We start from the raw sequence: 24685 nt of genomic DNA, 5'->3' as shown, positions 1-24685 counted from the left end.
TCATTTTGTAATCGATTGCAAATTATAATAGAGGTGAATAAAATGAACGGTTTTATGGATAAACTAGCTCAGAAAATCATGCCTTTAGCGAACCTTCTAGGGCAAAATCGTTACTTGACAGTGTTACGGGATGCATTTATGTTATCTTTCCCTTTAACAATGTTCGGATCGATTGTTGTCGTTTTCAATAACTTACCATTCTTTAGTGATGCAACTAAAGGAACGCTATCAAGCTTATTTGGAAATGGGCAAAATGCAACAATGAGTATCATGTCAGTCTTTGTTACTTTTGGTATTGGCTATTATTTATCTAAATCATATGATGTTGAAGGTATTTTTGGAGGCGCTGTCTCATTTGCCAGCTTCTTGATCTTAACGCCTTTCGTCATGACAACTGTCGGTGGCGAAGAAGTATCTGGTGTGTTGACTCTTGATCGCTTAGGCGCAAAAGGAATGTTCATCGGTATGATCGCTGCTTTCATCGCAGGTGAAATCTACTGCCGCATCACAAAACGTGGTTGGCAGATCAAAATGCCCGCAAGTGTCCCACCAGCTGTAACAAAATCATTTGCTGCATTGATCCCAGCGGTTGTGACTTTGACTGTTTTCTTGATCATCAATGCAGTTATGACTGGCGTTTTCCATGCAAACTTACATGATGTCGTTTATGAAGTCATCCAAAAACCATTGACTGGTTTAGGAAGTAGTTTACCTGCTACTTTGATCGCTTTGTTCTTTGTACAATTCCTATGGTTCTTTGGTCTTCATGGTCAAATCATCGTCAACTCTGTAATGGACCCTATTTGGAACACGTTGATGCTTGATAACTTAGAAGCTTACCAAAATGGTCAAGAATTGCCTCATATCATCACAAAACCATTTATGGAAACATTCACTGTAGGAATCGGTGGTTCAGGGATGACTTTAGCAGTCGTTTTATTGATGGCATTTGTTTTGAAGAAAAAACAATACCGTGATGTTGGTCGTTTAGCTCTTGCTCCAGGGATCTTCAACGTCAATGAACCAGCCATTTTCGGTTTACCGATCGTATTGAATGCAACGATCTTGATTCCTTGGGTTGTCGCACCATTAGTCGTAACAACTTTCAACTACCTAGTGATGGCAGCAGGAATCGTACCCGCTCCAACTGGTGTCTCCGTTCCATGGACAGTACCGATCATTGCGAGCGGTGTGTTAGCTACAAACTCATGGTTAGGCGGCTTGCTACAAGTCATCGATTTTGTGATCGTCGCTGTCATCTGGTATCCGTTCTTGATGATTTTGGATAAACAACCTGATATGGATGTTGTCTGATTTGACGAGATCAGAAGCTGATTTTTGAAGTCGAAATAGAATGATTTACAATCAACACTAAAATGAAACACCCGCGAAAAACTTTTTCTTTAGTATTTTCCCGGGTGTTTCTTTATGTTTTAAAACTACATAAGTGTGTGTTTCTACTAACACGATCGACCACCTGGCTATCAAGGTAATAAAAAATCGGTTAGAGTACGAATATTCGTACTCCAACCGATTTTTTTTCGTTCCCTTTTTAAACAGGTAAAGTGACATCAATAAGTTTGCTTTTCAAATGGCTGATTGATTCTTGTGACAGCCCAATGTCTGTTAGATAGCGATGAGTGTTTTGATATTTTTCTTCAAGATGAGTCAGTACTGGTACAAGATACTCTGGAACTGAGAGCCACATCTCATTAGCCACCGTTTCAATTTGCTCCGCTACCTCAGGGTTAGCTAATAAATAAGTATTCGTAGTTTGATAATTAGCAATGATATCCTCTTTTGCAACATCTGCCAATTGGAGCAATAGCATGGCGATCACTCCAGTGCGGTCTTTTCCAGCTGCACAATGGAATAAGACACAGCCATTTGCTGCTGCCATCGTTTCAAACACATGCTTGATTTGTTCTTTGCGCCCTTCGATTATTTGGATGTACATCTCTGACATACTAATTGTAAACGGCTGATCCAATTGCGTCACATCGCCGATATTTTCTGGAATCAATGAGATTTGCCAATTTTCAACGCCTTTGATCTCAGGGGTTGGCTCTTTTTCGATTTCTAACGTGGTTCGCAGATCGATAATCGTTGTCAAATTATATTCTTGCAAAATAGCAACGTCTTCTGTTTCAAGATTCGTCAGACTATCACTTCTCAAGAAACGCTTCCATGCAGTTACGCCATTCCTGCTCGCATATCCCCCTAAATCTCTTGTATTATAGGTTCCTCTTAATGGTAAACGTGTATACACTGTCGTCCCTCTCCTTATCTTAAACGTTTTTTGATTTGCCCGATTCCTAACTCCACACTGACGATTGTCAAAAAGATCAGTATGATCAGCATCGAGATTTCACCATAATTGTATTGTCCGATGGCTCTCATCATCAACATGCCAATGCCACCCGCTCCAACCATACCTAAAGAGATCGATTCTGCCAGATTTCCTTCTAAGCGAATCGAGGTCCAAGCAAGAAACTGATTAAATAAATTTGGCAATAATCCTTCAGTGATTATTTGAAGCCAACCAGCACCTGTCGCTTTCATTGTTTCAATGATTGCTGGATCTTGTTCTTCAATTGAACTAATAAATGATTTTGTCAAATACCCAACTGTTGGGAAAACTAATCCTAAAACACCAGAAGTATTGCCAAAACCCAGACTAGCGACAACAAGTAAGATCCAGACAAGCGCAGGAACCGCTCGGATGATGGCAACAATACCTTTAATGGTCATGGAAATAATCACATGTGGTGTGGTATTACGTGCCCCTAGAAAACTAAGCACAAAAGAGATGAGCCAACCGATAACTAAGCCACAGATAGCCATGCACAAGGAAACGAACAGCTCTCCTATGGCCACATTCAATCTTGAGAAGTCGATCGTCATAAATTGAGAAAGAATACTACCCGCATCTTTAAACCGACTAAGAAACCGAGCAATTTCCAAATCTAGTAATAAAACACTAGTGAAGAGCAAGAGAACTAAGACAAAGATTGTTGTCAGCATCAACCATCGTTCTTTTTTTGTAGATAGTTCAATTTTTTTTGTCATTTTTTCCTCCATAAATTAGGCAATTCTTTTTCTTAACTGATTGACTACAAATTCCGTCAACAACACTAGTAGCACTAAAAGAATAATCAGTGCAAATGCTTCGCGGTACTTGAACAAACGAATATTTGTCTGAATCATAATTCCCATCCCACCAGCGCCAACCATCCCTAAAATGGAAGAGGCACGGATATTGATCTCAAATGAAAACAACGTCCAATTGATCCATGAAGGAATGAACTCTGGGATCAAACCATGAAAAAGGATTTGCCAATAAGATGCACCCGTTGCGCGAAGTGCTTCAAGTTTGTTGCTGCCGATCTCATCAATTGAATCTGCATAAGAACGAGCAAGAAATCCTAAAGTCGCAACTGTTAGTGCTAACAGACCAACCATATTGCCAATACCAAATATATAGACGAATAAGGATGCCCACACTAATACAGGAATATTTCTCAAAAAAGAGATCACCATTCGACACGCGGTTCGTACTAAGGGATATGGATTTGTCTGCTCAGACATCAACAGCCCAAAGACGAAAGCTAAGACAGCTGAGATGTACGTACCCACGATCGCAAATAAGATCGTTTCCGCGACTAAAGGTAAGTAACTAGGCAAATTAGTAAAATTCGCCGGAAAAAAATTTTGGAAAAAAAACAAAATAAAGTCTGGCATTGACCGAAAACTCTCTATCACATCGATTTCTAAATAACCAAACGATAGAAGAATGACAAGTAGTATCAAAAGACTATTCAACAGCCGTCGCTTGTTTGAGTGATTACTCAAAGGCAGCACTAATCTAGGCTTCTCCATATGACAATTTCTCCTTTAAGACTGGGATGGCTTCTTCAGATAATGTCTTTTGCTCCTCTTTTCCTTGATAAATGTGAGCAATTATTGCTTCTGATAAGTCTTGAGGCGGTCCATCAAAAACGATTCGCCCATCCTTGATTCCTAAAATTCGAGTCGCATACTTTTTAGCGAAATCGACTTGATGTAGATTGATGATGCAAGTAATTTGGCGCTCGTGAGTGATTCCTTGCAAATGCTCCATCACTACTTTAGCCGAGTTTGGATCTAAAGAGGCAATCGGCTCATCTGCCAAAATCAACTTCGGCTGTTGCATGATTGCTCGACAAATCCCGACTCTTTGCATTTGTCCTCCAGATAATGCACTCGCACGTTGGTACATATGGTCTTTCAAACCAACTTTACTTAAAAGGTCAACAGCTTCTTGCTTGTCTTTTTCTGAATAAAGTCCAAAAATCGTTTTACGAAAAGGCGTTTTTCCTAATCGTCCATGAAGGACGTTTTTGATCACATTGGTACGTCCAATCAAATTGTAATGTTGAAAAATCATACCGATTTCTGAACGAATCTGTTTTAATTGCTTCTTTTTCGCACGAGTAACATCCATACCAGCAAACAAAACTTCCCCTCTTGAAGGTTCGATCATCCGATTGATTGTTCGAATAAAAGTAGATTTTCCAGCACCAGATGGACCAATCACCACAATAAATTCGCCTTCTTCAACGGTTAGATCGATTTCAGAGAGCGCATATTTCTTTTTATCATAGGTCTTACTTAACTGTTTGATTTCTAGTAGTTTTGCAGGCATTATTATTCCTCCTCTATGTTAAGGATCTCAAGCATTTCTTGGACAACCTCATAATCTTCATCCTTTGCTTCCACAAAACGAACATCTGCACTGCCGTAAAATGTTTCAAAATAGTCTTCATTATCATAAGAAAGGTAGAATTCTTTCAATTCCTCTTTGACCTCATCCGGTAAGTCTGCACGAACGACAAACAGTGCGTTCGGTATGATATCTGTTTCACCAACTATGCGGATGTCATCTTTTTGGATCATACCAGCCTCTATAAGTGGGTTGATCATTTGCCCAGCAACAGCAGCTGCATCGTAATCACCTTTGGCTACACCAATCAAACTTGAATCATGTTTCCCAGAATAAGCGACCGTATCAAAAAAGTACCCAGGATTTTCTAGTTGATCTGGATCTAACCCTAATTCTTTGATCAGTTTTGCCTTTGGATACATGTACCCAGAGGACGAAGCAGGATCAACAAAAGCAAAACTTTTGCCCTTCAAATCAGCTAATGTTTGAGTTGTCGTATCCTCTTTTCCTACCACAAAAAGGGTGCGATAATCTTCTTCTCCCATTGACGTCGTTGTCACTAATGGCTCAGCACCAGCAACTCGTTTTGCTTGATAATAACTCATTGGGCTAACTAACAGAACATCCAATTTCCCAGCTTTTAAAGCTTCGATTCCTACTGAATAATCAGCACCTTCTAATTCTTCGATTTCAATTCCTAAAGCTTCTGACATGTCTGAACGAAACTCTTCATTTTTCTGTCCAGAATTGGGATTTGTTTCATCTTGTATTTGAACGATTGTTAATTGATCAATGGCGCCTGCTTCATTGGCATCAGCAGAATCTGATGCTGTACCACAACCTGTGAATATACCGAGTGCAAAAACTTGTATCACACCAACCAAAACCCATCGTTTCTTATTCATAACAAAAACCCTCACTTTTTTATTTGTTTAGTAGTATACTACTAACTAAATGTAGTATACTTTGATTAAAGAGTTGACGTCATCAAGAACGTGTAAAATCTAAGTTAAGGTATTGTAAAACCACGAAATGGAGGAAACATCATTGGAAGAAACCATTGAAACCATTGTTTATAAACAAATCAAAAACGAGATTCTCTCAGGAAATATCAAAGTTGGAGAATCATTCTCAGAAGCATCGTTATCGAAAGCGACTAAATACAGTCGTAGTCCTATTCGCTCTGCTTTAAAACAACTTGAGCATGAAAAACTAGTGACTTACAAGAAAAATCGTGGCGTCGTTTTAAGAGAAGCGTCCATCAAGGAATTAGCAGACATCACTCAAATCTGTGTCAACTGGCTAATCTTAACTACGAACCAAGTGTCTGAAGGATTAGGGAGCTTCGATATTGGGAATATCGAACACTTACTAAATGAAGCAAAAGCTTATCGTAAAAAGATGGACTACGTGAATTACATGAATAAAATGCCGGAAGTATACATGGCGATCATGTCAGCTAGCCCCAACGAGCTTCTTGTCACAACTTATCAATGGCTCAGTAGTCGTGTCATTAGTACTTCCATCTATAAAAAAATCGCGGATCCTAAAAATTCGCCTAAAAAAACTCTTTCGACTGTTCATTTCTTCGAGGAGTATATCGAACATATCCGGTCAGCTGATTATACCGAAGCCATTCGTTGCTTGAATGAATACCAACAATATGCCAACAATCAAATTCTTTATTATGGTTATCTATAATAGAAGATTTATGAAGTCATTTTTACTCGTAATAGGGGGAAAGAAAATCAAAACACCTGACATAAATATCAGGTGTTTTGATTTATTCAAATTTGTTGAACTTTTCTATTTTTCAACTAAGCTTTTTTCATAATAATCCACGCTAACCTCTTTTCCCGACACTTCTGTAACTGCTGTGCTTACTTTCCTAAACCCGACTTTTTCCCAGAATCTATGTGCGCCCGCATTGTTCTCCAAAACACTTAATGCCAAAAGAGTATATTGGTCTTTCAAAAACTCTCTTGTCAAATCGTCCACTATTGCTCTACCATGACCTTTCCCTTTTTCTTTGATCAACAGTAACCCAACATAGACTGCTTTCTCTGAAGGATAGCCTAACAAATAGTCGATCACTCCAACAAGCTCAGTTCCTCTTCGCACAATGTAAAATTTCTTTCGATCCATCGGAACTGAATCAGGCTTCGCGCTCATATCGTGTTTTAACGATTCTTTTGATGCTGTATGTCCAGTGAGAGAAAAATAAGCTTTATTACTCAGGTATACACTCAATGCTTCCTGTTCATTTTCAGCTGTAACTTTCTCAAAAACGTAGGTTGTCATTTTTATCATCCCTAGGAATATATTTCAAATCGTCTGCTTAAAAAATTATAGCATGTGCCAAATCGGTGTTTTTTATCAACTATATAGCAATTGGTTACTCTGTTTCAAGTCGTAATTATGATCCAGTCTTGACTAGTTAATTTAAGAGAAAAAGGATGTTTTAACATAAGATTTCCTTCAAACACTCTGCAACAATATATGTTGATATTCTCCTTCAGAGCTATCCCTACAAAAATACCCCTTGGTTAGATTTTTGATCTAACTCAAGGGGAACACTTCTGTCTCGCTTACCTTTAAATTTTCTCCGTAAAAGTTAGAAAATCAAATTTCTTTCAAACTTGCTGCGACATAATGGTTTTCTCCGACTTTTACCCAATCAGGATCAACAGATTCAGTTGCTTTGAAATTTGTGAAATCAAATCGTTTATTTTCTTTATTATAAAAATCAATTGGTTCAGATTGTTTTTGTTGGATATCCGTTCTTAAAAACGCTGCTAATAAGCGACGTGTATATGGATGATGTGCATTTTTGAAAATGTCTTCGATTGATGCACTTTCTACGATTTTTCCGCCATGCATGACGATCACATCATCTGCCATTTTACTGATGACACCAAGGTCATGCGTAATGAATAAAATACTCGTTCCTAGCTTATTTTTCAACTCATCCATCAACTTTAATATATCCGCTTGGATGATGACATCTAAAGCAGTCGTCGGCTCATCAGCAATCAATAGTTTCGGATTACAAGCTAACGCCATCGCAATCATCACTCGCTGGCTCATCCCACCTGAAAGCTGATGCGGATATTGCTTTGCCACCCGATTGACATCGGTGATCTTGACTGCTTCTAACAACTCATACGCTCTCATTAATGCTGCTTTTTTACTTAGATCCTGATGTAACCTCAACGCTTCGATCAACTGTGCTTTGATTGTGAAAACCGGATTCAAACTCGTCATTGGCTCTTGGAAAATCATCGAAATCTCATTTCCGCGAATCTGTAGAAGCTCTTTCTTTGAAAAATCCCGAATATTTTTACCTTCAAAGCGGATCTCCCCTTCAGCAATGTATTGATTGCGCTGAAAGAGTTGCAAGATCGACATCGCAGTTTGACTTTTCCCACTCCCACTTTCGCCAACGATGCCCAGCGTTTTTCCTTTTTCAAGAGAAAAAGTAACACCTTTGACCGCTTTGACTGTTCCACGTTTTGTATCAAAATAGGTGTGTAGATTATTTACCTCGAGTAACTTCATCCAAACCTCCTTCTTAATCTGTTGTGACAATGCCAACCAGTTTCTTATAAGATTTCAGCCACACAGATTATTTCTACTTCGAATGGTATCGATTGTCTCTTTTCTGTCATTAGTTTAATGTGCATTTTACAAAATGATCTGGTTCTACTTCGACCCAATCGGGATCTGTATCTTGCTCTTTTGAATAGTAAAAGGCAAACTCAGGGTAGGTTTCTTGAAGATCCCACTGCTGCTGATCCTCATCAAGTGTCGGGATCGCATTTAGCAATTGTCTTGTATAAGGATGGACAGGATTTTTGAAGATCATGCTTGCCGGTGCTATTTCTACGATATGTCCAAAATACATGACTGCGATACGATCGGAAATAAATCTCACGACACCGAGGTCATGCGTAATAAATAAATAGGTCAGGTTAAGTTCCTCACGTAACTCTTGAAGCAAGTTGATGATTTGCGACTGAATAGAAACATCTAATGCAGAGACTGCCTCATCACAAACAATAAATTTCGGTTTAAGAGCGAGTGCTCTTGCAATGCCGATCCTTTGACGTTGCCCACCGGAAAATTGGTGTGGATATCGATCAATAAATTCTTTCTTCAGCCCACATTTTTCCATAATATCAATGATATACGCCTCATACTTTGGATCTTTTTTATTTTTGAAAAACTGATGGATCAATAGTCCTTCTCCGATGATCTCCCCGACAGTCAAGCGTGGGTCCAACGAGGAATATGGATCTTGAAAAATGATTTGTAAATCCTTGCGTAATGCTTGCGATTCCTTCGAAGTTAAATTAGCAAGGTCAATCCCTGAGTCTAACTGTTGCTCAAAGTAATCAAAATCTTTATTGCCCATTACTTCTTTTCTCAGTTGTGAAACTGTTTGGTTGATAACCGCTAACTCTTCTTGTTGCTGTTGAAGCGTTTCTTCGATCCGGTCAATTTCTTTCTGATCGACAGATGCCCCCATTAATTGTTTCTGTTGGTTGAAAGTAAGACTTCTTTTACTTTTAGCAATACTCGATGCCACTTGATAGTGAGCCAATAATGTCTTACTCACTTTTTTTAGATCTTCGTGTAAAATCAATCCTCCTACAAGTCGTAACATATTGCCATAGTCATTTTCAAAAACAGCCTTTTTTAGACGTAATTGCTCCGTTACATGATCCGCTTCTGAGCTCTTTCTACTACGCTTATTTTCAAGTTCAGCTATCACACTTCTTGCTTTCTCAAAAGACTTCATTTTTTGTGGAAGTTCTTGATAGATTTTTTTCATATATAAAGGTGTAAAGTCCTCTAAGGTTTCTCCGTAATAAAGAGTAGAGCCGCTCGTTTGTCGTTGTAATTGGATGATGGTACGACCAAATGTTGACTTGCCACAGCCACTTTCACCAACGATTCCTAGTGTCTCGCCTTTTAGGATATCTACTGAAATATCCTTGTTGGCTTTTACATAATCTTTCCCAATACTAAAAGGATTTTTTTTCTTGATAGGAAAATGTTTTTCTAGATTTTTGATGCGCAAAATAGTTTCCATAGCCAATCACCTCTCTCTCATTTTCGGATCAATGGCATCACGAATACCATCTCCGATCAAATTAAAGGATAAGATTGTCAAAACAATCGCCAGTCCTGGATAGATCGTTAAATAAGAATGCGTACGAATATAACTACGACCAAAATTCAACATCGTTCCCCACTCTGCAACAGAAGCTTCCATCCCTAAACCAATAAAGCCTAAGCCGACCGCTGATAAGATCGCCGTTGCAACTCCCATTGAAGCTTGAACAATCACTGGTGACATCACATTTGGCAGAATATGCTTGAAAATCAATAAATTGGCATTTGCACCTAACGCGGTTCCTGCTTCAATAAACTGCTTTTCTTTGACAGACATTACACTGGCTCGAATGATCCGAGCAAATATGGGGATATTCGCTAAACCAATCGCAATAATCATATTCATTAAACTTGAACCAAAGGAAGAAACGATCGCAATCGCTAATAAGATGGAGGGAATCGACAACAAGATATCACAAAACCGCATGATCAATGTATCGATCCAACCTCTAAAGTAGCCAGATAGTACGCCTAAGATCCCGCCAAAAAACAAAGCCAACAAGACCGAGCAACCCCCAACTGTCAATGAGACACGTGTACCATAAATCAGTCGGCTCAAAACATCACGACCTAAATCATCTGTCCCTAACCAATGCGTACGATTGGGCGACTGCAAAGCATTACTAAGATCCTGCTCTCTCATTCCATAAGGTGCAATAAAATCAGCGAAAATCGCAACAAAGATCAATAAACAGATAAAAAATAAGCCGAACATAGCACGTCGATTGGATTTCAACGCTTGCCAAATCTCTTGTCTAGAGCCTTCAGACTTGCCGGCAATCGATTCTGTTTTTGCTAAATTATTTTTTCTAAGAAACATAATTTCCTCCTTTAGTCATATGAGGTTTTTATTCGTGGGTCTATATAGGCATAAAGAATGTCTACACATAGATTGACCAACGTGAAAATAAATGCGATAAACAGGACCCCACCTTGAACGATCATCGTATCTCTTGTTCTGATCGCATTGACCATCAAGGTACCGATCCCATTGATACTGAAAACAGTCTCTGTTAGAACTGCGCCTCCTAACAAAGCGCCAAATTGCAGCCCAATGATCGTCACGACAGGGATCAATGCATTTCTCAACGCATGATGAAACGTCACCGTCGAGTCGCCGACTCCCTTAGCTTTTGCTGTTCGAATATAATCTTGATCTAAAACATCCATCATACTTGACCGAGTAATACGGGCAATGCTTCCAATGGAAGAAGAGGCTAATGCAAACACAGGCATGATCATTTGTTGCCAATTACTAAAACCCGTTGCAGGCAACCAGCCAAGTGTTGATGTAAATAAAATGATCAATAACAAGGCTTGCCAAAATGTTGGCATTGAGACGCCTAATAATGAAATGAACATAACGACGTTGTCGATTTTTGAATACGGTCGAGTCGCCGATACGACCCCCATCGGAATCCCGATCAACGAAGCAATTAAAATACTCCACGTCGATAGTTTGAGCGTATTCGGTAGACGAGTAAGGATTTCGTCAAGCACCACTCGTCCTGAAACATACGATCTACCGAGATCAAAATCGATGAACACATTCCTGATATAGCGGAAAAATTGTTCGATAAAGTGACGATCGAGTCCCATTTGGCGCCTCATTGCCTCATATTGTTCTTGCGTTGCTCCTTCACCTAAAACCATCGTTACTGGATCGCCAGGTGATAAGTACATAATCGTGAATACAATAAAAGTGACCCCCAACAACACCGGGAACAACCATAGTATTCTTTTTACAATGTATTGGAACATCTTATCATCTCCTTAAAGAGGTAGTTACTGAAGGGTTTATCTTTAGAAAATAAGCGCAAAAACCCGAAAATGATTCTGCCAATTTTGGGTTTTCGCACTTATTTCTGCATGCACTACTTCTGTAACACTGTTTATTCGATTTCAGAGGTAAAAGATGACTAATGCCGCCGCCCCTCCTCTAAACATACCTTTAATTTTTTGACACAACATTTAGGAAATAACTTCCTGTTGGATGGTGTTCAAATCCTTGGACCCAATTACGAACACCAGACACGTTTTCCCTTGTTTGCAAATATACCCAAGGAACATCTGAATTAATGATTTCCTGTACTGTATGATAATACACTTCACGCTCGTCTTGTTCAGATGTGTAACGTGCAGCTTCTAATAATTCATCTACCTCTTCATTATGGTAGAAAGAGCGATTTCCTGATTCACCAAAATTACTAGAGTGGAACAACGGGTGCAGTCCATAATCGGCATCTGTTGTGATCGTCGTCCATCCTAATAAAAACATATCCGCTTCTCCAAGAGCCGTCGCATCAAGAAATGCGCCCCATTCCATCTGATGAACTTCAACCGTAATTCCTAGTTCTGCTAAAGCTTCTGAAACAATTTGAGAAACTCGAATTCTTTCTTGGTTGTTATCGCCGACATATAAAGAGAGAGAGAACCCACCATCTGGATAGCCTGCATCTGCTAATAGTTCTTTCGCAAGGTCCATATCATAAGGTGTCGCTTCTAAATCGCCATTGAATCCAAAAACTAGTTCATTGATTGGACCGCTCATCGGCGTCCCAATCCCCATATGCACCGTTTCAATGATCGATTCAACATCAATTGCATGTGCGATTGCTTCACGAACGCCAACCTCTTGAAGGGGCGTGTCATTTTGTAAATTGAAACCTAGATATTCTGTTCCTAAGTTTTCAGTATTCAATAAAGTCAAATCATCATTTTCCTCAACGGTACTATTATCTGAAGGAGAAATATCATAAGCAATATCAACGGTTCCTGATTCCAATTCAATCAAACGAACACTTGAATCTGTGATCGTGCGAAACTCAATTCGTTCCACTCCATCAACATCGTCCCAATGATCAGAAAAGCGTTCTAACGTCAGTTGGCTCCCCGTCACCCACTCAGTAAACTCAAATGGTCCAGTACCTACAACACTGTTGATCCCATAATCTTCACCAGCTTCTTCTACAGCTACTTCACTTAAAATACCGACAGCTGGATGAGCAAGGTGAGTTAAGAAAGGCCCAAAAGAATCATGGGTACCGATACGAATCGTATGATCGTCGATTACTTCGATCGTCTCAGGATCAACCGAACCGATGATATGACTGATCGAAGGAGATTCAGTTGCGCGGTGTAACGTATAAGCAACATCAGAAGCCGTTAATGGTTCACCATTATGGAAAACAACATCTTCCCGTAAGATGAACTCATAAATATTTTCTTCCACTTCTTCCCAATCTGTAGCTAATCCAGGTACCAACTCTAAATCGTTCGTTTGCTTGATCAACGTCTCATAGATTTGTCTTGCCACTCTACTTGTCGCCTGATCGTTTGTTTGATGAATATCTAATGTCACCGGATCTGCACCAGTAGCCACTACTAAGACATTGGGATCAGGACTACTTGAGCCTGATGCGCTGTCTCCATCACCAGTTCCACATGCACCTAAAAACAATGCACCTGTTAACAGCAATAAGAATCCTCTTGTTTTACGATTTTTCATACGTATCCTCCATTTCACAGTTTATTTTCTCTAACCTATTTTTCATTTAAAAGATAACGATACCGAGGATTTTTTAATCTTATTCTAATTTAACTAAAACCCACGCGCTATCTTTTTGCCAATACTCCAATAAACAACAGCTATTATCTTAAATGATAATCTGTCAAATTGTTTGCTTGAAAATATTAAAGCTCATTATATATTAATCTTTTTCTTATGTAAACATAATTTTTAGAATTTTTTCTTTTTTTTGAATCTTTATACTTTTGACTAAAAATACTTTCAAATGACATTTTATGCGTTAAATATCCATACATAGCGATTTTTCTGAGTATTGTTACATTTGTTTTTTTTGAAATTTAACTCTTAATAAAGCTTGTTTAAAAGTGGGAAATTTAGGTAGCAATTACTTTTTTCTTTAGCATTTTTTAGATAATCGTTTAATCATTTATAGGTTCATTTGTCCCATCCATGATCAAAACCTACTATATAAAAAAATCAGCGTTTTTCTTGATCACGTAGATTAACGATCTTTGCTCTTCCCTTTACAAATTTATAAAATCAATTCATGTACACGGTCATCCACACTTCTCATGCTTTTATTGGTTGTCGGCGCTATGATCTTTCGTTATACTCAAAGTGAGGTGAAAAACGTGCCAAAATATGAAGAAATCGCAAATATCTTAAGAGATCGAATTCGTTCAAAAACTTATCCACCAAATAGTTTTTTACCAAATCAAGTGGATCTAGTCGAAGAATTCAATGCTAGTCGAATGACGATCAAAAAAGCTATCAACATTCTAGCCATGGAAGGACTCGTTTACTCGCAACGAGGATCAGGAACTAAGATTTTAAGCCATCCTTATTTAAACAAAGATACTTCTCCTGCGAATGAATACGAAGGATTAAGTTTACAAATGAAACGACGCCAACGATCCCTAACAAGTCAGATCATTCAATTTGATGTCGAGTTCCCTAATGCTTTTATCCAAGAACGTTTGATGATCGATGCAGAACAGCCAGTTTATAACATTCATCGCTTGCGTATCTTAGACGATGAACCGTATATTTTAGAACACACTTTTATGCCAGTCCAACTTGTTCCAGGACTAAAGAAAGAGCATCTTTTATCATCCATCTATGATTATTTGCACAAAGAACTCAATGTCCATTTTGCTGGAGCATATCGTGCAATCTCAGCAGACAAAAGTTCCGCATTTGATCAACAGTATTTAAATTGCGCCGAAACAGACCCAGTACTTGAGGTCCAACAAGTCGTCTACCTAAAAGACGGTCAACCGATCGAATATTCCTCAAGTCGCAATCGCTTCGACGTCCGCAATTATTCACTGTTAGATGTACGAGCAAATCAGTAGATGAAGTGAGGAATCCTGTATTCACTTCAAAAAAGCAACGGCCACATTCATGAAGTGCGCCCCCTAAGTTAGATCTTGTGGTCTAACTTAGGGGGCGCACTTCATCAACTATCGTGACCGTTGCTTTTTTTATTAAGCCAGCTTATTCGTCTTCTCATTTTAAAATCAAACAAACAAACCCCCTCTCTTTCAAGTAGCAGGACATATTTATTGCAATATCTCTCGTAACATCCTATACTGACCTTAACAACATTTACTTACTTTTTGTAAGTTTAAAGAAAAGAGGATGAATTATGGATACAACAATTCGAGGCGTCCACCATGTCACAGCAATGACATCTAGTGCACCAAAGATCTACCGCTTTTTTACAGATATTCTAGGAATGCGCTTGATCAAAAAGACAGTCAATCAAGATGATATTGAGACTTACCACTTGTATTTCACTGACGAACATGGCTCTGCTGGGACAGATATGACCTTTTTTGATTTCCCAAACCAGCCAAAAGGAACGAAAGGAACGGATACGATCGCTCGTACGTCGTTTCGTGTACCTTCCGATACAGCGTTAGACTATTGGTTCGACCGATTTGAAAAATTCCAAATCACTCATTCTGCGATCAAAGAACGTTTTGGCAAGAAATATCTTGAATTTGAAGATTTCGATGAACAAGCGTATCAATTGATCTCGGATGAAAAAAATACTGGCGTTCCTGCGGGAGTTCCTTGGAAAAACAGTAGTATCCCGACAGACATGGCAATCACTGGACTCGGCCCAGTCATCGTTCGTGTAAGTGATCTTGAGCCCATTCGAACAGTATTACTTGCTTTACTCGGTTTTAAAGAAATCGATCGTGCAGATGACTTTTATTTATTTGAAGTGGGCGCTGGTGGAAATGGTGCTAGTATCATCGTCGAACATCGTACCGATCTGCCAAAAGCGATCGAAGGTTATGGGAACGTCCATCATCTCGCTTTACGTGTAGCTAATCATGAAGCACTGCAGTTTTGGATCAATAAAATCAACCAAACCTCTTTACCTAGTTCTGGATTTGTTGATCGTTTTTACTTTGAATCTGAATATTTCTTAGCTTCTACTCACGTCTTATTTGAACTAGCCACAGATGGTCCTGGATTCTTTGGCGATGAGCCTGCTGAAACAGCTGGAGAGATCCTTGCTTTGCCCCCATTACTAGAAGGAAAAAGAAAAGAAATCGAAGCTTATGTTCGACCATTTGACACTCGAGACGCCAACCAAAAACGGGTAGATCAATGACAGGAGTGAAACATTTGAAGTATCTTTACAGACAAGGAAAACCAACACAAAAAAAATTGATCTTACTTCATGGGACTGGTGGAGATGAACACTCGCTTTTAGAAATTGCAGAGTTTCTTGCACCTGAAAGTACACTTTTATCCTTTAGAGGGAATATCAACGAGCAAGGGATGAATCGTTTTTTTAAAAGAAACGGATTGAATCAATTCGATTATGACAGTTTAGCTGAAGAATCCTCAAATCTGTTAAATGAAATCAAAACAATCAGTCACTCCCATGAGATTCCATTAACAGATTGGATCGTTGTCGGATTTTCAAATGGCGCAAATATTGCCGCTCACATCATGTTGGCTCAACAAACAGAATTAAAAAAAGGACTTTTCTTCCATCCGATGTCTTTAGACAAGTATCCTGAGAAAACAGAACTACCTGATACTTCTGTCTGGTTATCTTACGGCAATGGAGATCCGATCGTTTCGAACACTTCATTTAGTCAATTAGTTAACGAATTTGATTCACGAGGCGCTAAAGTAACAACACAAACCACAGATCAAGGGCATCAATTGACCATGGATGAGTTGACGCACGCCAAGCAATGGCTAGATACTTTAGACTAACCCTTTGCGTTTTATTTCAAAGTTTTGAAATCAACTACGTTACCCAGAATCGAAAAAAGAACTTGGGAAAATAAATCGTTTTCTCAAGTTCTTTTTTTCGCTTTTAAAATCTATTTATTGATCAATATGTCGCTACATCTTCTTTTAGTTGAAGTAAATCAATCCTAATAAGAAACATCGATTAACCAAGACTCCCCGCCAATGTTTCTCCATCCTCATGATAAAACAGATTGGCTTATTCGAATACTTTTAATTCCTTTTCTTGCTCATCGAATACTTCTATTACTCTTTTTGCGAACCCTCCTTTGACAGAATCCTCCAACTGACCACGACTGCTCGAGAACGCTTTTTCTGCTTCTTCTACCGCTTTCTTATGAGTTTTATCCGTTTCTTTCTTTTCTGCCATCAATTTTTCCTGCATGGCAATTCCCACGGTTTGAACATTCCATTTCTCTAAAGTTTTTCTTAACTCATTTAACAAATCTTCCAAATCAACCATGACTTCCCGTTGCCAAAAATCTATAAGTAGTTTTTCAAGATAAAGTTATCTTACATCTAATTTATAGAGGTTATATATTTTGACAAACTAGTTCCCCTCCTTGTCTCTTATTTTTGAGAGACCTTACGCTATAACCGACGAAAACGTTCCTCAATCTTTCTTAGTTTGCTCCCTTGAGTGATACTTTTTATAGGCTGCTTCATATGAAAAAATCGTAAAACAGGCCAAATTCGCATGTCACTAGTTCACTTTTTCTCATCCACTTTTATCGAGGAAAGCAGGTTTGACTTTTAGTATAATTTCTCCTCAATCAGAAGATACGTGCTATTGTTCCAATTCAACGACATGTTGAGATGGTTTTATGTAGTTATTACTTTCTTATCACTGGCTTAATTTTCGATAAGCTGCTTGGTACTCTCGTTCTAAATCATCAAATCGTTGATGTAACAGACGTCGTTCTGAATTTAATGCTGACTTATACCGCTCTTCTGCAATCTGATATTGTTTCCTTGCTCTCATCAACGGTTCGTTATCAAGGGCTAAACCATTCAGACTTCGCCTTAACAGTTGCTCAGATTGTTCAACCACTTCTTCTCCTTTTCGGTTGAAATAGCGCAACAAGTCTTCCTCTTCTTCTAGTTTGATTCGTTTTCTCTGATAATCCGCTTGCAACTCTTCAATCGTCATTTTCTTTTCTCACCCCTTTAGTTGATTGGCTAATTCTTGGTCTCGTGCGACTAAATTATCGATTTTATTTTTGATCTCTTTTGCCAATTCATCATAACGTTCACCTTTTCGACTTGCTTTTTGGATTCGTTGTTGACATTTTTCCTTTGGCGTCATTACGTGTGTTTCCCATGTCACTCCCACAGATGCCAATGTTTCTTTTACTTCCCAAGCAGCCAAAGAAGGTGCAGCATGTTCCGCTCTCCGTACTTCTTCTGCCCAATTCATTTCGATTCGCTCAATACTGCTCTGATTGATTCGTATAACTTCCTCCATTGCATTTTTAATCTTTCGTCCCATCGTCTCTACAACTGCCTTTGTTTGACTATGATTCAAATAAATTCGCTCATTCGCTGATAAACGTCCTCCACTCGCAGTAAACTTTTCACGCCATTTTTTCAACGTATCCAAATGACTTGAGAAATCACTCATTGCTTTATTTTTTTCCTGTTGTATACTTGCTTTCGTATTATAGTCGTTCTCTGGAATGATCAGATTTCCTTGTTTATCAAATCTCCAAACATCTAAACCATGATAATCAAACGGATTTATTAACCCCATTTCCATACTTATTTTTATTTCTGCGCCTGTTCGATTTCCCATAATATTACCAATGAAATCACCCCGGTTCCGATAATTCGTCAACATCCCTGGATTTTCCTTTATCCATTTTTTTGCTTCTGGAGATAGTAGTTCGTACGGATCTGGTCCATTAAACCCAACATTTTTCCATTGGTTTTCAGCTGCGACATACAAGGCTAGATACTGTCCTAATGAATGACCTGTTGTAGAAATTTCAGCATCTTTATACTCATTCTTTACCTCTTTCGCAAACTCAGTAGCAGACGTCAATTGACCCAAAAAACGTGCTTGTCTGGTTACTAAAGAAACCACTCGATTATCTGAGCCATCGAAAAGACCAATAATCGTTCGTAAGTCTGTTTCTATATCCTTAAAATCTGACTTATTTGTTCCTGCATAAGAAATCACTACTTGGGAAGTATCAACGTTACCTTTTTCATCCAGCGGAGCTAACGCCATAGCTTGCATGCCATCTGTTTTCGAGTTTTCTTTGAGTTTTAGTATTTTGAATTCAGCTCCACCGAAATTGCGAAATGATCCTTCTTTTAAATCAGCATTATATTCAGGGTGGTTAGGATCTATTCGATAAACCCTATTACTTATACTATTATAATTTTTATCCGTAATTGTCATACATAATCCTCCTCACCATTTGAATAAATCACTTTTATTTTGTTTTTCGTAATTCCTTTCGTTTGTATACTTCTATCCTCTATTCCGTAATCAAGAATCTCACGGCTATGTTTTCCAAAACCGTATGAAAAATACACTGATTGTTGTTTGGTATTTGTCATAGTAACAAACATGTCATAAGAACCTGTCATGCTGAAGTACCCTGAACGCTCAATTTTTACCTCTAAAATATTCGCAAATATTTTTTTTAAAGCTTGGACCGATTCTTTTTCTGCCATTAACAATTCCTGTGCTTTTCTTTCTTCTCTCTTATCCATATATACTTTCCCTCCGATTCCGATTATTACCAAACTGAGCATTACTGCGATACCTATTAACAATTGTTTATTCATTCGTTTTTTCATCATCCATCTCTCTTTTAAACTATTATCAATACACTAGAACCACTATTTTATCAAAAAAATTCACTAATCGTTCATAAGTCTGTTTCTAGATCCTTACAATCTGATTTATTTGTTCCTGCATAAGAAATCACTACTTGGGAAGTATCAACATTCCCTTTTTCATCTAGCGGAGCGACTGCCATAGCTTGCATGCCATCTGTTTTCGAGTTTTCTTTGAGTTTTAGTATTTTAAATCTAGTTCCGCCAAATTTCCGTATTGCTCCTTCTTTTAAAGTAGGGTCATATTTTTTGTTTTTAGGATCTAGTCGGTATATTGATTACTTATTTTATTATAGTTCTTATCAGTAACTATCATACATACTCCTCCTTACTATTGGAATAAATCACTTTTACTTTATTCTTAGTAATTCCTTCAACTTGTATACTTCTATCTTCAATTCCGTATGTATCAATTTCTCTACTATTCTTTGAAAAGTCATACGAAAAATAAACAGCCTGTCCTTTTGTGTTTCTCATAGTGACGAGCATGCCATACGAACCTGTCATATTGTCATATCCTGTTTGTTCAATTTTCACTTCTGCAATATCTGCAAATGTATTTTTCAAAGCTTGGACCGATTCTTTTTCTGCCATTAATAATTCTTGGGCTTTTCTTTCTTCTCTCTTATCCATGTATACTTTCCCGCCGATTACGATCATTACCAAACTGATCATTACTGCTAAACCTATTAGCATCTGCTTACTCGTTCGTTTTTTCATATGTCCTCTTTTCTTAGACTATCGCCAATACACCAATCTGCCTATTTCATCATGATCAAACATCTTCTTCCTGACCATTACTATAAATTGCTTTTATTTTCCTTGTCGTTATTCCTTCTTTTTGTATATCTATATCTTCTATTCCATAAGCGCCTAGTTCATTGGTTTGTGCGATAAAACCATAATCAAAATAGACTGACTCTCCTTTAGTATTAGTCATTGTAACCATTGCCCTATAAAATCCTGTCATCTCATTTTTATCAAATTGTTCAATTTTCACTTCTGCAATATCCGCAAAAGTGTTCTTCAAAGCTTGAACCGATTGTTTCTCTACCGCTAACAATTCTTGCGCTTTTCTTTCTTCTCTCTTATCCATGTATGCTTTCCCACCGATTACGATCATTACCAAACTGATCATTACTGCTAAAACTATCAGCAATTGCTTACTCGTTCGTTCTTTCATATATCCTCTCCCTTTCAAAGTATTATCAATGCACAAGACTGACTGTTTTATCAAGTGGAGTGTCTGCTACTACTTACATACCATCTGTTTTAGGGTTTTCTTTGAGTTTTAGTATTTTAATTTAATCCCATACAAACTACTAAAAACTCCTTATTTTATGCTAGAGTCATATTTCTTTTTATTGTTAGATATCTCCAATAAACGATGCCTTATAAGTTCGATGATTTTGATTTGGTATTGTCAGATTTCTTCTTCATTCACACTTGTGTAAATTACTCTAATTTTATTTTTCGTAATACCTTTTATCTGTATCGCCCTATCCTCAACCCCAAAATCTCCTAACTGATTAGCTTCTTTCCAAAAACCATATGAAAAATAAACAGATTGACCTTTGGTATTCTTCATTGTTACAAACAACCTATAAGAACCCGTTATATCATTTTTAGCAGAACCTTCAAATTTAACCTCTGCAATATCCGCAAATATTTTTTTTAATACTCGTACCGATTGTTTCTCAACTGCTAACAATTCTTGCTCTCTTCTTTCCTCACTTTTATTTATAAATACTTTCATTACAATGAGAATCATTACTAGACTGATAATCACAGCCATAGCTATTAGAACTTGTTTGTTCGTTCGTTTTCTCATCTCTCCCTCTTTTCCTTTCAAAAGCAAAAGTTTCGCTTCTCTATTCAATAAATACGTCAAAGACCATCAAAATACGAAAAACTGAGAAACATCCTCTAAACATTTTATCAGCTACTTCCTTATCAAAATAAATCGTTATTTAATAGTTGCTCGTTTTTTGCAAATCCAAAATCAATGCGATTGATCCATCTTTATGTTCAAAGTTTCAATTTCATTACTACATCTTAGATCAATTTATTACGTAACTCATCCTATCATTTTTATATTGTTATTTATTACATTCCTAATAAAAGATCTTTTTAGTATCATAACCGTTTACATGAGTACTTCCCTCTTATTTATTCTTTACAAATTTTTTCAAATATGATAAATTCGTTTCAGCAATTAGGACACATTCTCCGAAAAACCCTTTTGGGCATATAAATTGTTAGAAATCTAATTTATATCCAAAGGGAGAGAATAAAAATGTCAAAAATGATGTATGATGAAAAGAATTGGAAAAAGAACATAGCATACTTACTAACCTCGCAGGCCATTTCAATGGTCGGAACGATGTTGGTACAGTATGCTATTATTTGGCATGTCACATTATCAACACGATCAGGAATGATGGTTGGTTTGATGAGCGCGATTGGTATCTTGCCGATGGTTTTGGTCATGCCTTTTGCGGGAGCACTTGCTGATCATTACGATCGAAAAATAATCGCTATTTTATCTGATAGTTGCGTCGCACTCGCTTCTTTATTCATGGCGATCCTGTTCGTTGTGAACAACGCGATGGAGAAAAATCTTCTTTTATTATTGGGGTTGATATTCATTCGCTCTGTCGGCCAAGGATTTCAAACGCCTGCTGTTTCTTCGATCATTCCACAAATCACCCAAGAAAAGCACTTGGTACGGATCAATGGAATCGATCAGACGATCCAAGCAGTGATGATGCTTGCAAGTCCTGCATTGGCAGCAAGTTTGCTTACTATTTTGCCTTTAGATGCGATACTGCTGATCGACTTTTTGACTGCGGCTATTGGTGTGACTATCCTTTTTTTCCGAGTAAAAGTTCCACCGATGAAATCTGCAAAAACAAATAAAATACAAGTTTTAGCAGAAATAAAGACTGGTATCAGTTACCTTCGTACGCACAAAATCCTGATTGCATTGATCGTTGCTGGTTTTATGGGAAGTGTGTTTTCTACACCTGCTGCCAATATAGCACCATTACAAATCACTCGTAATTTCCATGATGGAATATGGCAACTATCGGCAGTTGAAATTGGGTTTGCTTCAGGAATGTTGGTAGGTGGATCAGTGATGAGTACATGGGGAGGCTTTAAAAATAAAATCCATACGATTGCACTGGGCTATTCATTGTTGGTCATCCCTTTTATTTTGTTAGGTGTGGCATCAAATTTCTGGCTGTATTTCGCCATGATGATAGCAATTGGTTTTGTTGTACCCATTTCACGTACTGCAATGGTTTCGTTCTTTCAAGCAAAAACGGATAACGAACATATGGGCCGAATCATGAGTCTAGTCACGATGGCGATCAGTAGTGCTTCTCCAGCTACGATGTTGGTACTGGGACCATTAGCGGATATAGTTTCAATCGATTGGATAATGATTGGAAGCGGACTACTACTGATGCCACTTATCCTATGGCTAGTAGTCGGAAAAAACTTTCGATGCTAATATCGATTGACCTTTTCCGTGTTTCTTCAAGCCATGGATAAATGAATAGCCCCCCAAAGTCAGATGATTGATCGAACTTTGGGGAGCTACTTCTCTTTTCAATTTTTTTCTTCAATAGCTATTGATTTAGCTCTCGATATGTCTGCTTACAGTTAAGATAAACCAAACCTAAAAATAAATTTGGTGTGAGCAAGAAGCCAAACTGTGGTTTAACGACCATCACGATTAGCAAAAGAACCAACAAAACAGCGTTCAATAGACTGATGTACCATTTTTTCAATACATAATATAGTGATACATGGTAGATTTTTCGTATGGAGGTCTTCGGATTCTTTACTTGGAGATAAAAGTTATTGATTATCAGGCTAATCGCCAAAATGATCAATAAGAAAAAGAAAGGAATGACCCATTTCCCCATTGGTTGATGGATGAAAAAAAGGATATCGACATAAGAAATCACGATCACAAGATATCCTGGACCACCTAAGTACATACTTTTTTTCCAGAGTCCGCGATACAGTTGGAAAAACGTTTTGACTGGTACGTCATTTCCTTGGATATCATTAGCGAAACAAGCTAAAGTTGTTAAGATCGCAGGTAAGAAAAAAAGTATACTCCCTAAGAAAAAGAGACTATTTCTACTATCGATCGCAGTTGTCACTACGACCAGAAAAAAGGGAAGATTCACAAGAAAAATACATAGATTGCCCGCAAGAAAACTATAAGCTAAACGAAACAGCTTCATATAAACATTCGTTTCAAACGTTTGTTTTTTAAACATAGCTTTTCCTTTCTATCCTTTGACGCCAGAAGAAGCAATACCTTCAACAAAATATTTTTGCATGACTAAAAAGACGATTGCGACTGGTAAAACAGACAAAACGGATGCCGCCATGATCAGAGCATATTCTGTATCGAACAACCCAACAAACATTTTCAATCCTAATTGGATCGTTTTATTTTCTGTTGATGACAGATAAATAAATGGTCCCATATAGTCATTCCATGTATTGACAAAAGTGATGATCGTCAAGCTAGCTAAAGCTGGTTTAGTCAAAGGTAAGATGATCCGGCGATAAATGCCCCACTCGGTCAGCCCATCGATCCTTGCACTTTCACAAAGAGAATCGGGAATACTACTATAGTATTGTTTCAATAAAAATACGCCAAATGCACTAAATGCTTGTAACAATATCAAAGAAAGCAACGTATCTGACAACCCTAATTGTCTCATCATGATAAATTGTGGGATCATGTAAGATTGCCAGGGAACAGCGATCGTACCGATATATGCAAGAAAAAGGAGGTTTCTTCCTTTAAAGTGCATTTTCGAAAAGCCATAGGCAGCAAAACTTGATGTAAAGAGTTGGATCAATGTGATCACAATACTTAAAATCGCTGTATTTTTGAAAAAAGTCAGTAACGGAATGCGTGTCCAAATGACTGAATAATTTTCTGGATGCCATGTCTTAGGTATCCATTGGATCGGAACCGAAAAGACATCATTGTTCGCTTTGAATGATGCAGAGATCATCCAGATAAAAGGAATCAACGTGAGCACTGAAAAAAATACAAGCAACACAAACACGAGTATTTTCTGAAATGATTTTTTGTCTGACTGATTGTTCAT

General features: G+C 37.9%; 26 protein-coding genes and 1 pseudogene. 6 read left to right on the top strand and 21 right to left on the bottom strand.

Features of this window, described 5'->3' with window-relative positions:
- Positions 1 to 42 precede the first annotated feature (42 nt).
- A complete protein-coding gene (gene celB, locus IGL24_RS05420; protein WP_019723475.1) occupies positions 43 to 1314 on the top strand; it encodes a PTS cellobiose transporter subunit IIC in 1272 nt (423 codons plus the stop codon).
- A gap of 238 nt (positions 1315 to 1552) precedes the next feature.
- Here celB and IGL24_RS05415 read toward each other — a convergent pair whose 3' ends face one another.
- The 5 genes from IGL24_RS05415 to IGL24_RS05395 are packed head-to-tail and all read right to left on the bottom strand — an operon-like array spanning position 1553 to position 5607.
- Complete coding sequence (locus IGL24_RS05415; RefSeq protein ID WP_207699933.1) at positions 1553 to 2269, bottom strand: tyrosine-protein phosphatase; 717 nt, start codon at positions 2267 to 2269, stop codon at positions 1553 to 1555.
- A gap of 14 nt (positions 2270 to 2283) precedes the next feature.
- Complete coding sequence (locus tag IGL24_RS05410) at positions 2284 to 3069, bottom strand: PhnE/PtxC family ABC transporter permease (protein ID WP_207699932.1); 786 nt, start codon at positions 3067 to 3069, stop codon at positions 2284 to 2286.
- 15 nt (positions 3070 to 3084) lie between these two features.
- Positions 3085 to 3879 carry a phosphonate ABC transporter, permease protein PhnE gene (gene phnE / locus IGL24_RS05405; RefSeq protein WP_207699931.1) on the bottom strand — a complete coding sequence of 265 codons (795 nt, stop codon included), beginning with the start codon at positions 3877 to 3879 and terminating at the stop codon, positions 3085 to 3087.
- Positions 3866 to 4684 (bottom strand): phosphonate ABC transporter ATP-binding protein, encoded by an 819-nt coding sequence (gene phnC, locus IGL24_RS05400; protein ID WP_207699930.1) that lies wholly within the window; start codon positions 4682 to 4684, stop codon positions 3866 to 3868. Before phnC ends, phnE begins: the two co-directional genes overlap by 14 nt.
- Positions 4685 to 4686: 2 nt before the next feature.
- Positions 4687 to 5607, bottom strand: coding sequence for a phosphate/phosphite/phosphonate ABC transporter substrate-binding protein (locus IGL24_RS05395; protein WP_207699929.1), 921 nt, complete (start codon positions 5605 to 5607; stop codon positions 4687 to 4689).
- Between the two features lie 142 nt (positions 5608 to 5749).
- Between IGL24_RS05395 and IGL24_RS05390 the strand changes: the two genes are divergently transcribed.
- On the top strand, positions 5750 to 6403 hold the full coding sequence (locus IGL24_RS05390; RefSeq protein WP_207699928.1) for a GntR family transcriptional regulator: 654 nt from the start codon (positions 5750 to 5752) through the stop codon (positions 6401 to 6403).
- Between the two features lie 105 nt (positions 6404 to 6508).
- Here the strand turns inward: IGL24_RS05390 and IGL24_RS05385 are convergent, their stop codons facing one another.
- The 6 genes from IGL24_RS05385 to IGL24_RS05360 all read right to left on the bottom strand — a co-directional run bounded on the left by IGL24_RS05385 (position 6509) and on the right by IGL24_RS05360 (position 13388).
- Positions 6509 to 7003, bottom strand: a complete 495-nt coding sequence (locus IGL24_RS05385) for a GNAT family N-acetyltransferase (protein ID WP_207699927.1) — start codon at positions 7001 to 7003, stop codon at positions 6509 to 6511.
- Positions 7004 to 7324: 321 nt separating this feature from the next.
- Positions 7325 to 8260, bottom strand: coding sequence for an ABC transporter ATP-binding protein (locus IGL24_RS05380; RefSeq protein ID WP_207699926.1), 936 nt, complete (start codon positions 8258 to 8260; stop codon positions 7325 to 7327).
- Positions 8261 to 8369: 109 nt separating this feature from the next.
- On the bottom strand, positions 8370 to 9797 hold the full coding sequence (locus IGL24_RS05375; RefSeq protein ID WP_207699925.1) for an ATP-binding cassette domain-containing protein: 1428 nt from the start codon (positions 9795 to 9797) through the stop codon (positions 8370 to 8372).
- Between the two features lie 6 nt (positions 9798 to 9803).
- Positions 9804 to 10700 carry an ABC transporter permease gene (locus IGL24_RS05370; protein WP_207699924.1) on the bottom strand — a complete coding sequence of 299 codons (897 nt, stop codon included), beginning with the start codon at positions 10698 to 10700 and terminating at the stop codon, positions 9804 to 9806.
- Positions 10701 to 10711: 11 nt separating this feature from the next.
- A complete protein-coding gene (locus IGL24_RS05365) occupies positions 10712 to 11641 on the bottom strand; it encodes an ABC transporter permease (protein WP_206856431.1) in 930 nt (309 codons plus the stop codon).
- A 190-nt stretch (positions 11642 to 11831) separates the two neighbouring features.
- Positions 11832 to 13388: an ABC transporter substrate-binding protein gene (locus tag IGL24_RS05360; RefSeq protein WP_207699923.1), complete on the bottom strand. Its 1557-nt coding sequence runs from the start codon at positions 13386 to 13388 to the stop codon at positions 11832 to 11834.
- Between the two features lie 653 nt (positions 13389 to 14041).
- On the opposite strand from IGL24_RS05360, the gene IGL24_RS05355 reads away from it, so the two are divergent.
- The 3 genes from IGL24_RS05355 (at position 14042) to IGL24_RS05345 (ending at position 16655) form a co-directional block, all read left to right on the top strand.
- Entirely contained in the window at positions 14042 to 14764 is a 723-nt protein-coding gene (locus IGL24_RS05355; RefSeq protein ID WP_206856428.1) for a UTRA domain-containing protein, read from the top strand.
- 293 nt (positions 14765 to 15057) lie between these two features.
- Complete coding sequence (locus tag IGL24_RS05350) at positions 15058 to 16038, top strand: ring-cleaving dioxygenase (RefSeq protein ID WP_207700257.1); 981 nt, start codon at positions 15058 to 15060, stop codon at positions 16036 to 16038.
- A gap of 14 nt (positions 16039 to 16052) precedes the next feature.
- Positions 16053 to 16655: an alpha/beta hydrolase gene (locus IGL24_RS05345; protein ID WP_207700258.1), complete on the top strand. Its 603-nt coding sequence runs from the start codon at positions 16053 to 16055 to the stop codon at positions 16653 to 16655.
- Between the two features lie 235 nt (positions 16656 to 16890).
- Here IGL24_RS05345 and IGL24_RS05340 read toward each other — a convergent pair whose 3' ends face one another.
- From IGL24_RS05340 to IGL24_RS05305, 8 genes and pseudogenes are all read right to left on the bottom strand, one after another.
- A complete protein-coding gene (locus tag IGL24_RS05340; RefSeq protein ID WP_429968406.1) occupies positions 16891 to 17154 on the bottom strand; it encodes a hypothetical protein in 264 nt (87 codons plus the stop codon).
- 381 nt (positions 17155 to 17535) lie between these two features.
- On the bottom strand, positions 17536 to 17841 hold the full coding sequence (locus tag IGL24_RS05335; protein ID WP_206856417.1) for a hypothetical protein: 306 nt from the start codon (positions 17839 to 17841) through the stop codon (positions 17536 to 17538).
- Positions 17842 to 17850: 9 nt separating this feature from the next.
- Positions 17851 to 19095: a lipase gene (locus tag IGL24_RS05330; RefSeq protein ID WP_207700259.1), complete on the bottom strand. Its 1245-nt coding sequence runs from the start codon at positions 19093 to 19095 to the stop codon at positions 17851 to 17853.
- Positions 19092 to 19499 (bottom strand): hypothetical protein, encoded by a 408-nt coding sequence (locus tag IGL24_RS05325; protein WP_206856413.1) that lies wholly within the window; start codon positions 19497 to 19499, stop codon positions 19092 to 19094. The genes IGL24_RS05330 and IGL24_RS05325 overlap by 4 nt, the downstream gene beginning before the upstream one ends.
- Positions 19500 to 19573: 74 nt before the next feature.
- Positions 19574 to 19854: pseudogene (locus tag IGL24_RS05320) on the bottom strand (lipase); the annotation flags it as partial.
- Complete coding sequence (locus IGL24_RS05315) at positions 19851 to 20258, bottom strand: hypothetical protein (RefSeq protein WP_206856410.1); 408 nt, start codon at positions 20256 to 20258, stop codon at positions 19851 to 19853. The gene IGL24_RS05315 and the pseudogene IGL24_RS05320, both read right to left, overlap by 4 nt.
- Before the next feature lie 55 nt (positions 20259 to 20313).
- On the bottom strand, positions 20314 to 20721 hold the full coding sequence (locus tag IGL24_RS05310) for a hypothetical protein (protein ID WP_206856407.1): 408 nt from the start codon (positions 20719 to 20721) through the stop codon (positions 20314 to 20316).
- Positions 20722 to 20961: 240 nt separating this feature from the next.
- Positions 20962 to 21369, bottom strand: a complete 408-nt coding sequence (locus IGL24_RS05305) for a hypothetical protein (protein ID WP_207700260.1) — start codon at positions 21367 to 21369, stop codon at positions 20962 to 20964.
- A 465-nt stretch (positions 21370 to 21834) separates the two neighbouring features.
- Between IGL24_RS05305 and IGL24_RS05300 the strand changes: the two genes are divergently transcribed.
- Positions 21835 to 23055: an MFS transporter gene (locus IGL24_RS05300; RefSeq protein ID WP_207700261.1), complete on the top strand. Its 1221-nt coding sequence runs from the start codon at positions 21835 to 21837 to the stop codon at positions 23053 to 23055.
- Between the two features lie 118 nt (positions 23056 to 23173).
- Here the strand turns inward: IGL24_RS05300 and IGL24_RS05295 are convergent, their stop codons facing one another.
- Entirely contained in the window at positions 23174 to 23836 is a 663-nt protein-coding gene (locus IGL24_RS05295) for a DUF624 domain-containing protein (protein ID WP_207700262.1), read from the bottom strand.
- Positions 23837 to 23848: 12 nt separating this feature from the next.
- Positions 23849 to 24589 (bottom strand): carbohydrate ABC transporter permease, encoded by a 741-nt coding sequence (locus IGL24_RS05290; protein WP_422392102.1) that lies wholly within the window; start codon positions 24587 to 24589, stop codon positions 23849 to 23851.
- Between the last annotated feature and the right edge of the window lie 96 nt (positions 24590 to 24685).

The sequence above is a fragment of the Enterococcus sp. DIV2371 genome (assembly GCF_050498525.1).
Taxonomy (GTDB): domain Bacteria; phylum Bacillota; class Bacilli; order Lactobacillales; family Enterococcaceae; genus Enterococcus_B; species Enterococcus_B mangumiae.
Note: the sequence above shows the minus strand (reverse complement) of the source record. Positions and strands in the feature narration are given on the sequence as shown.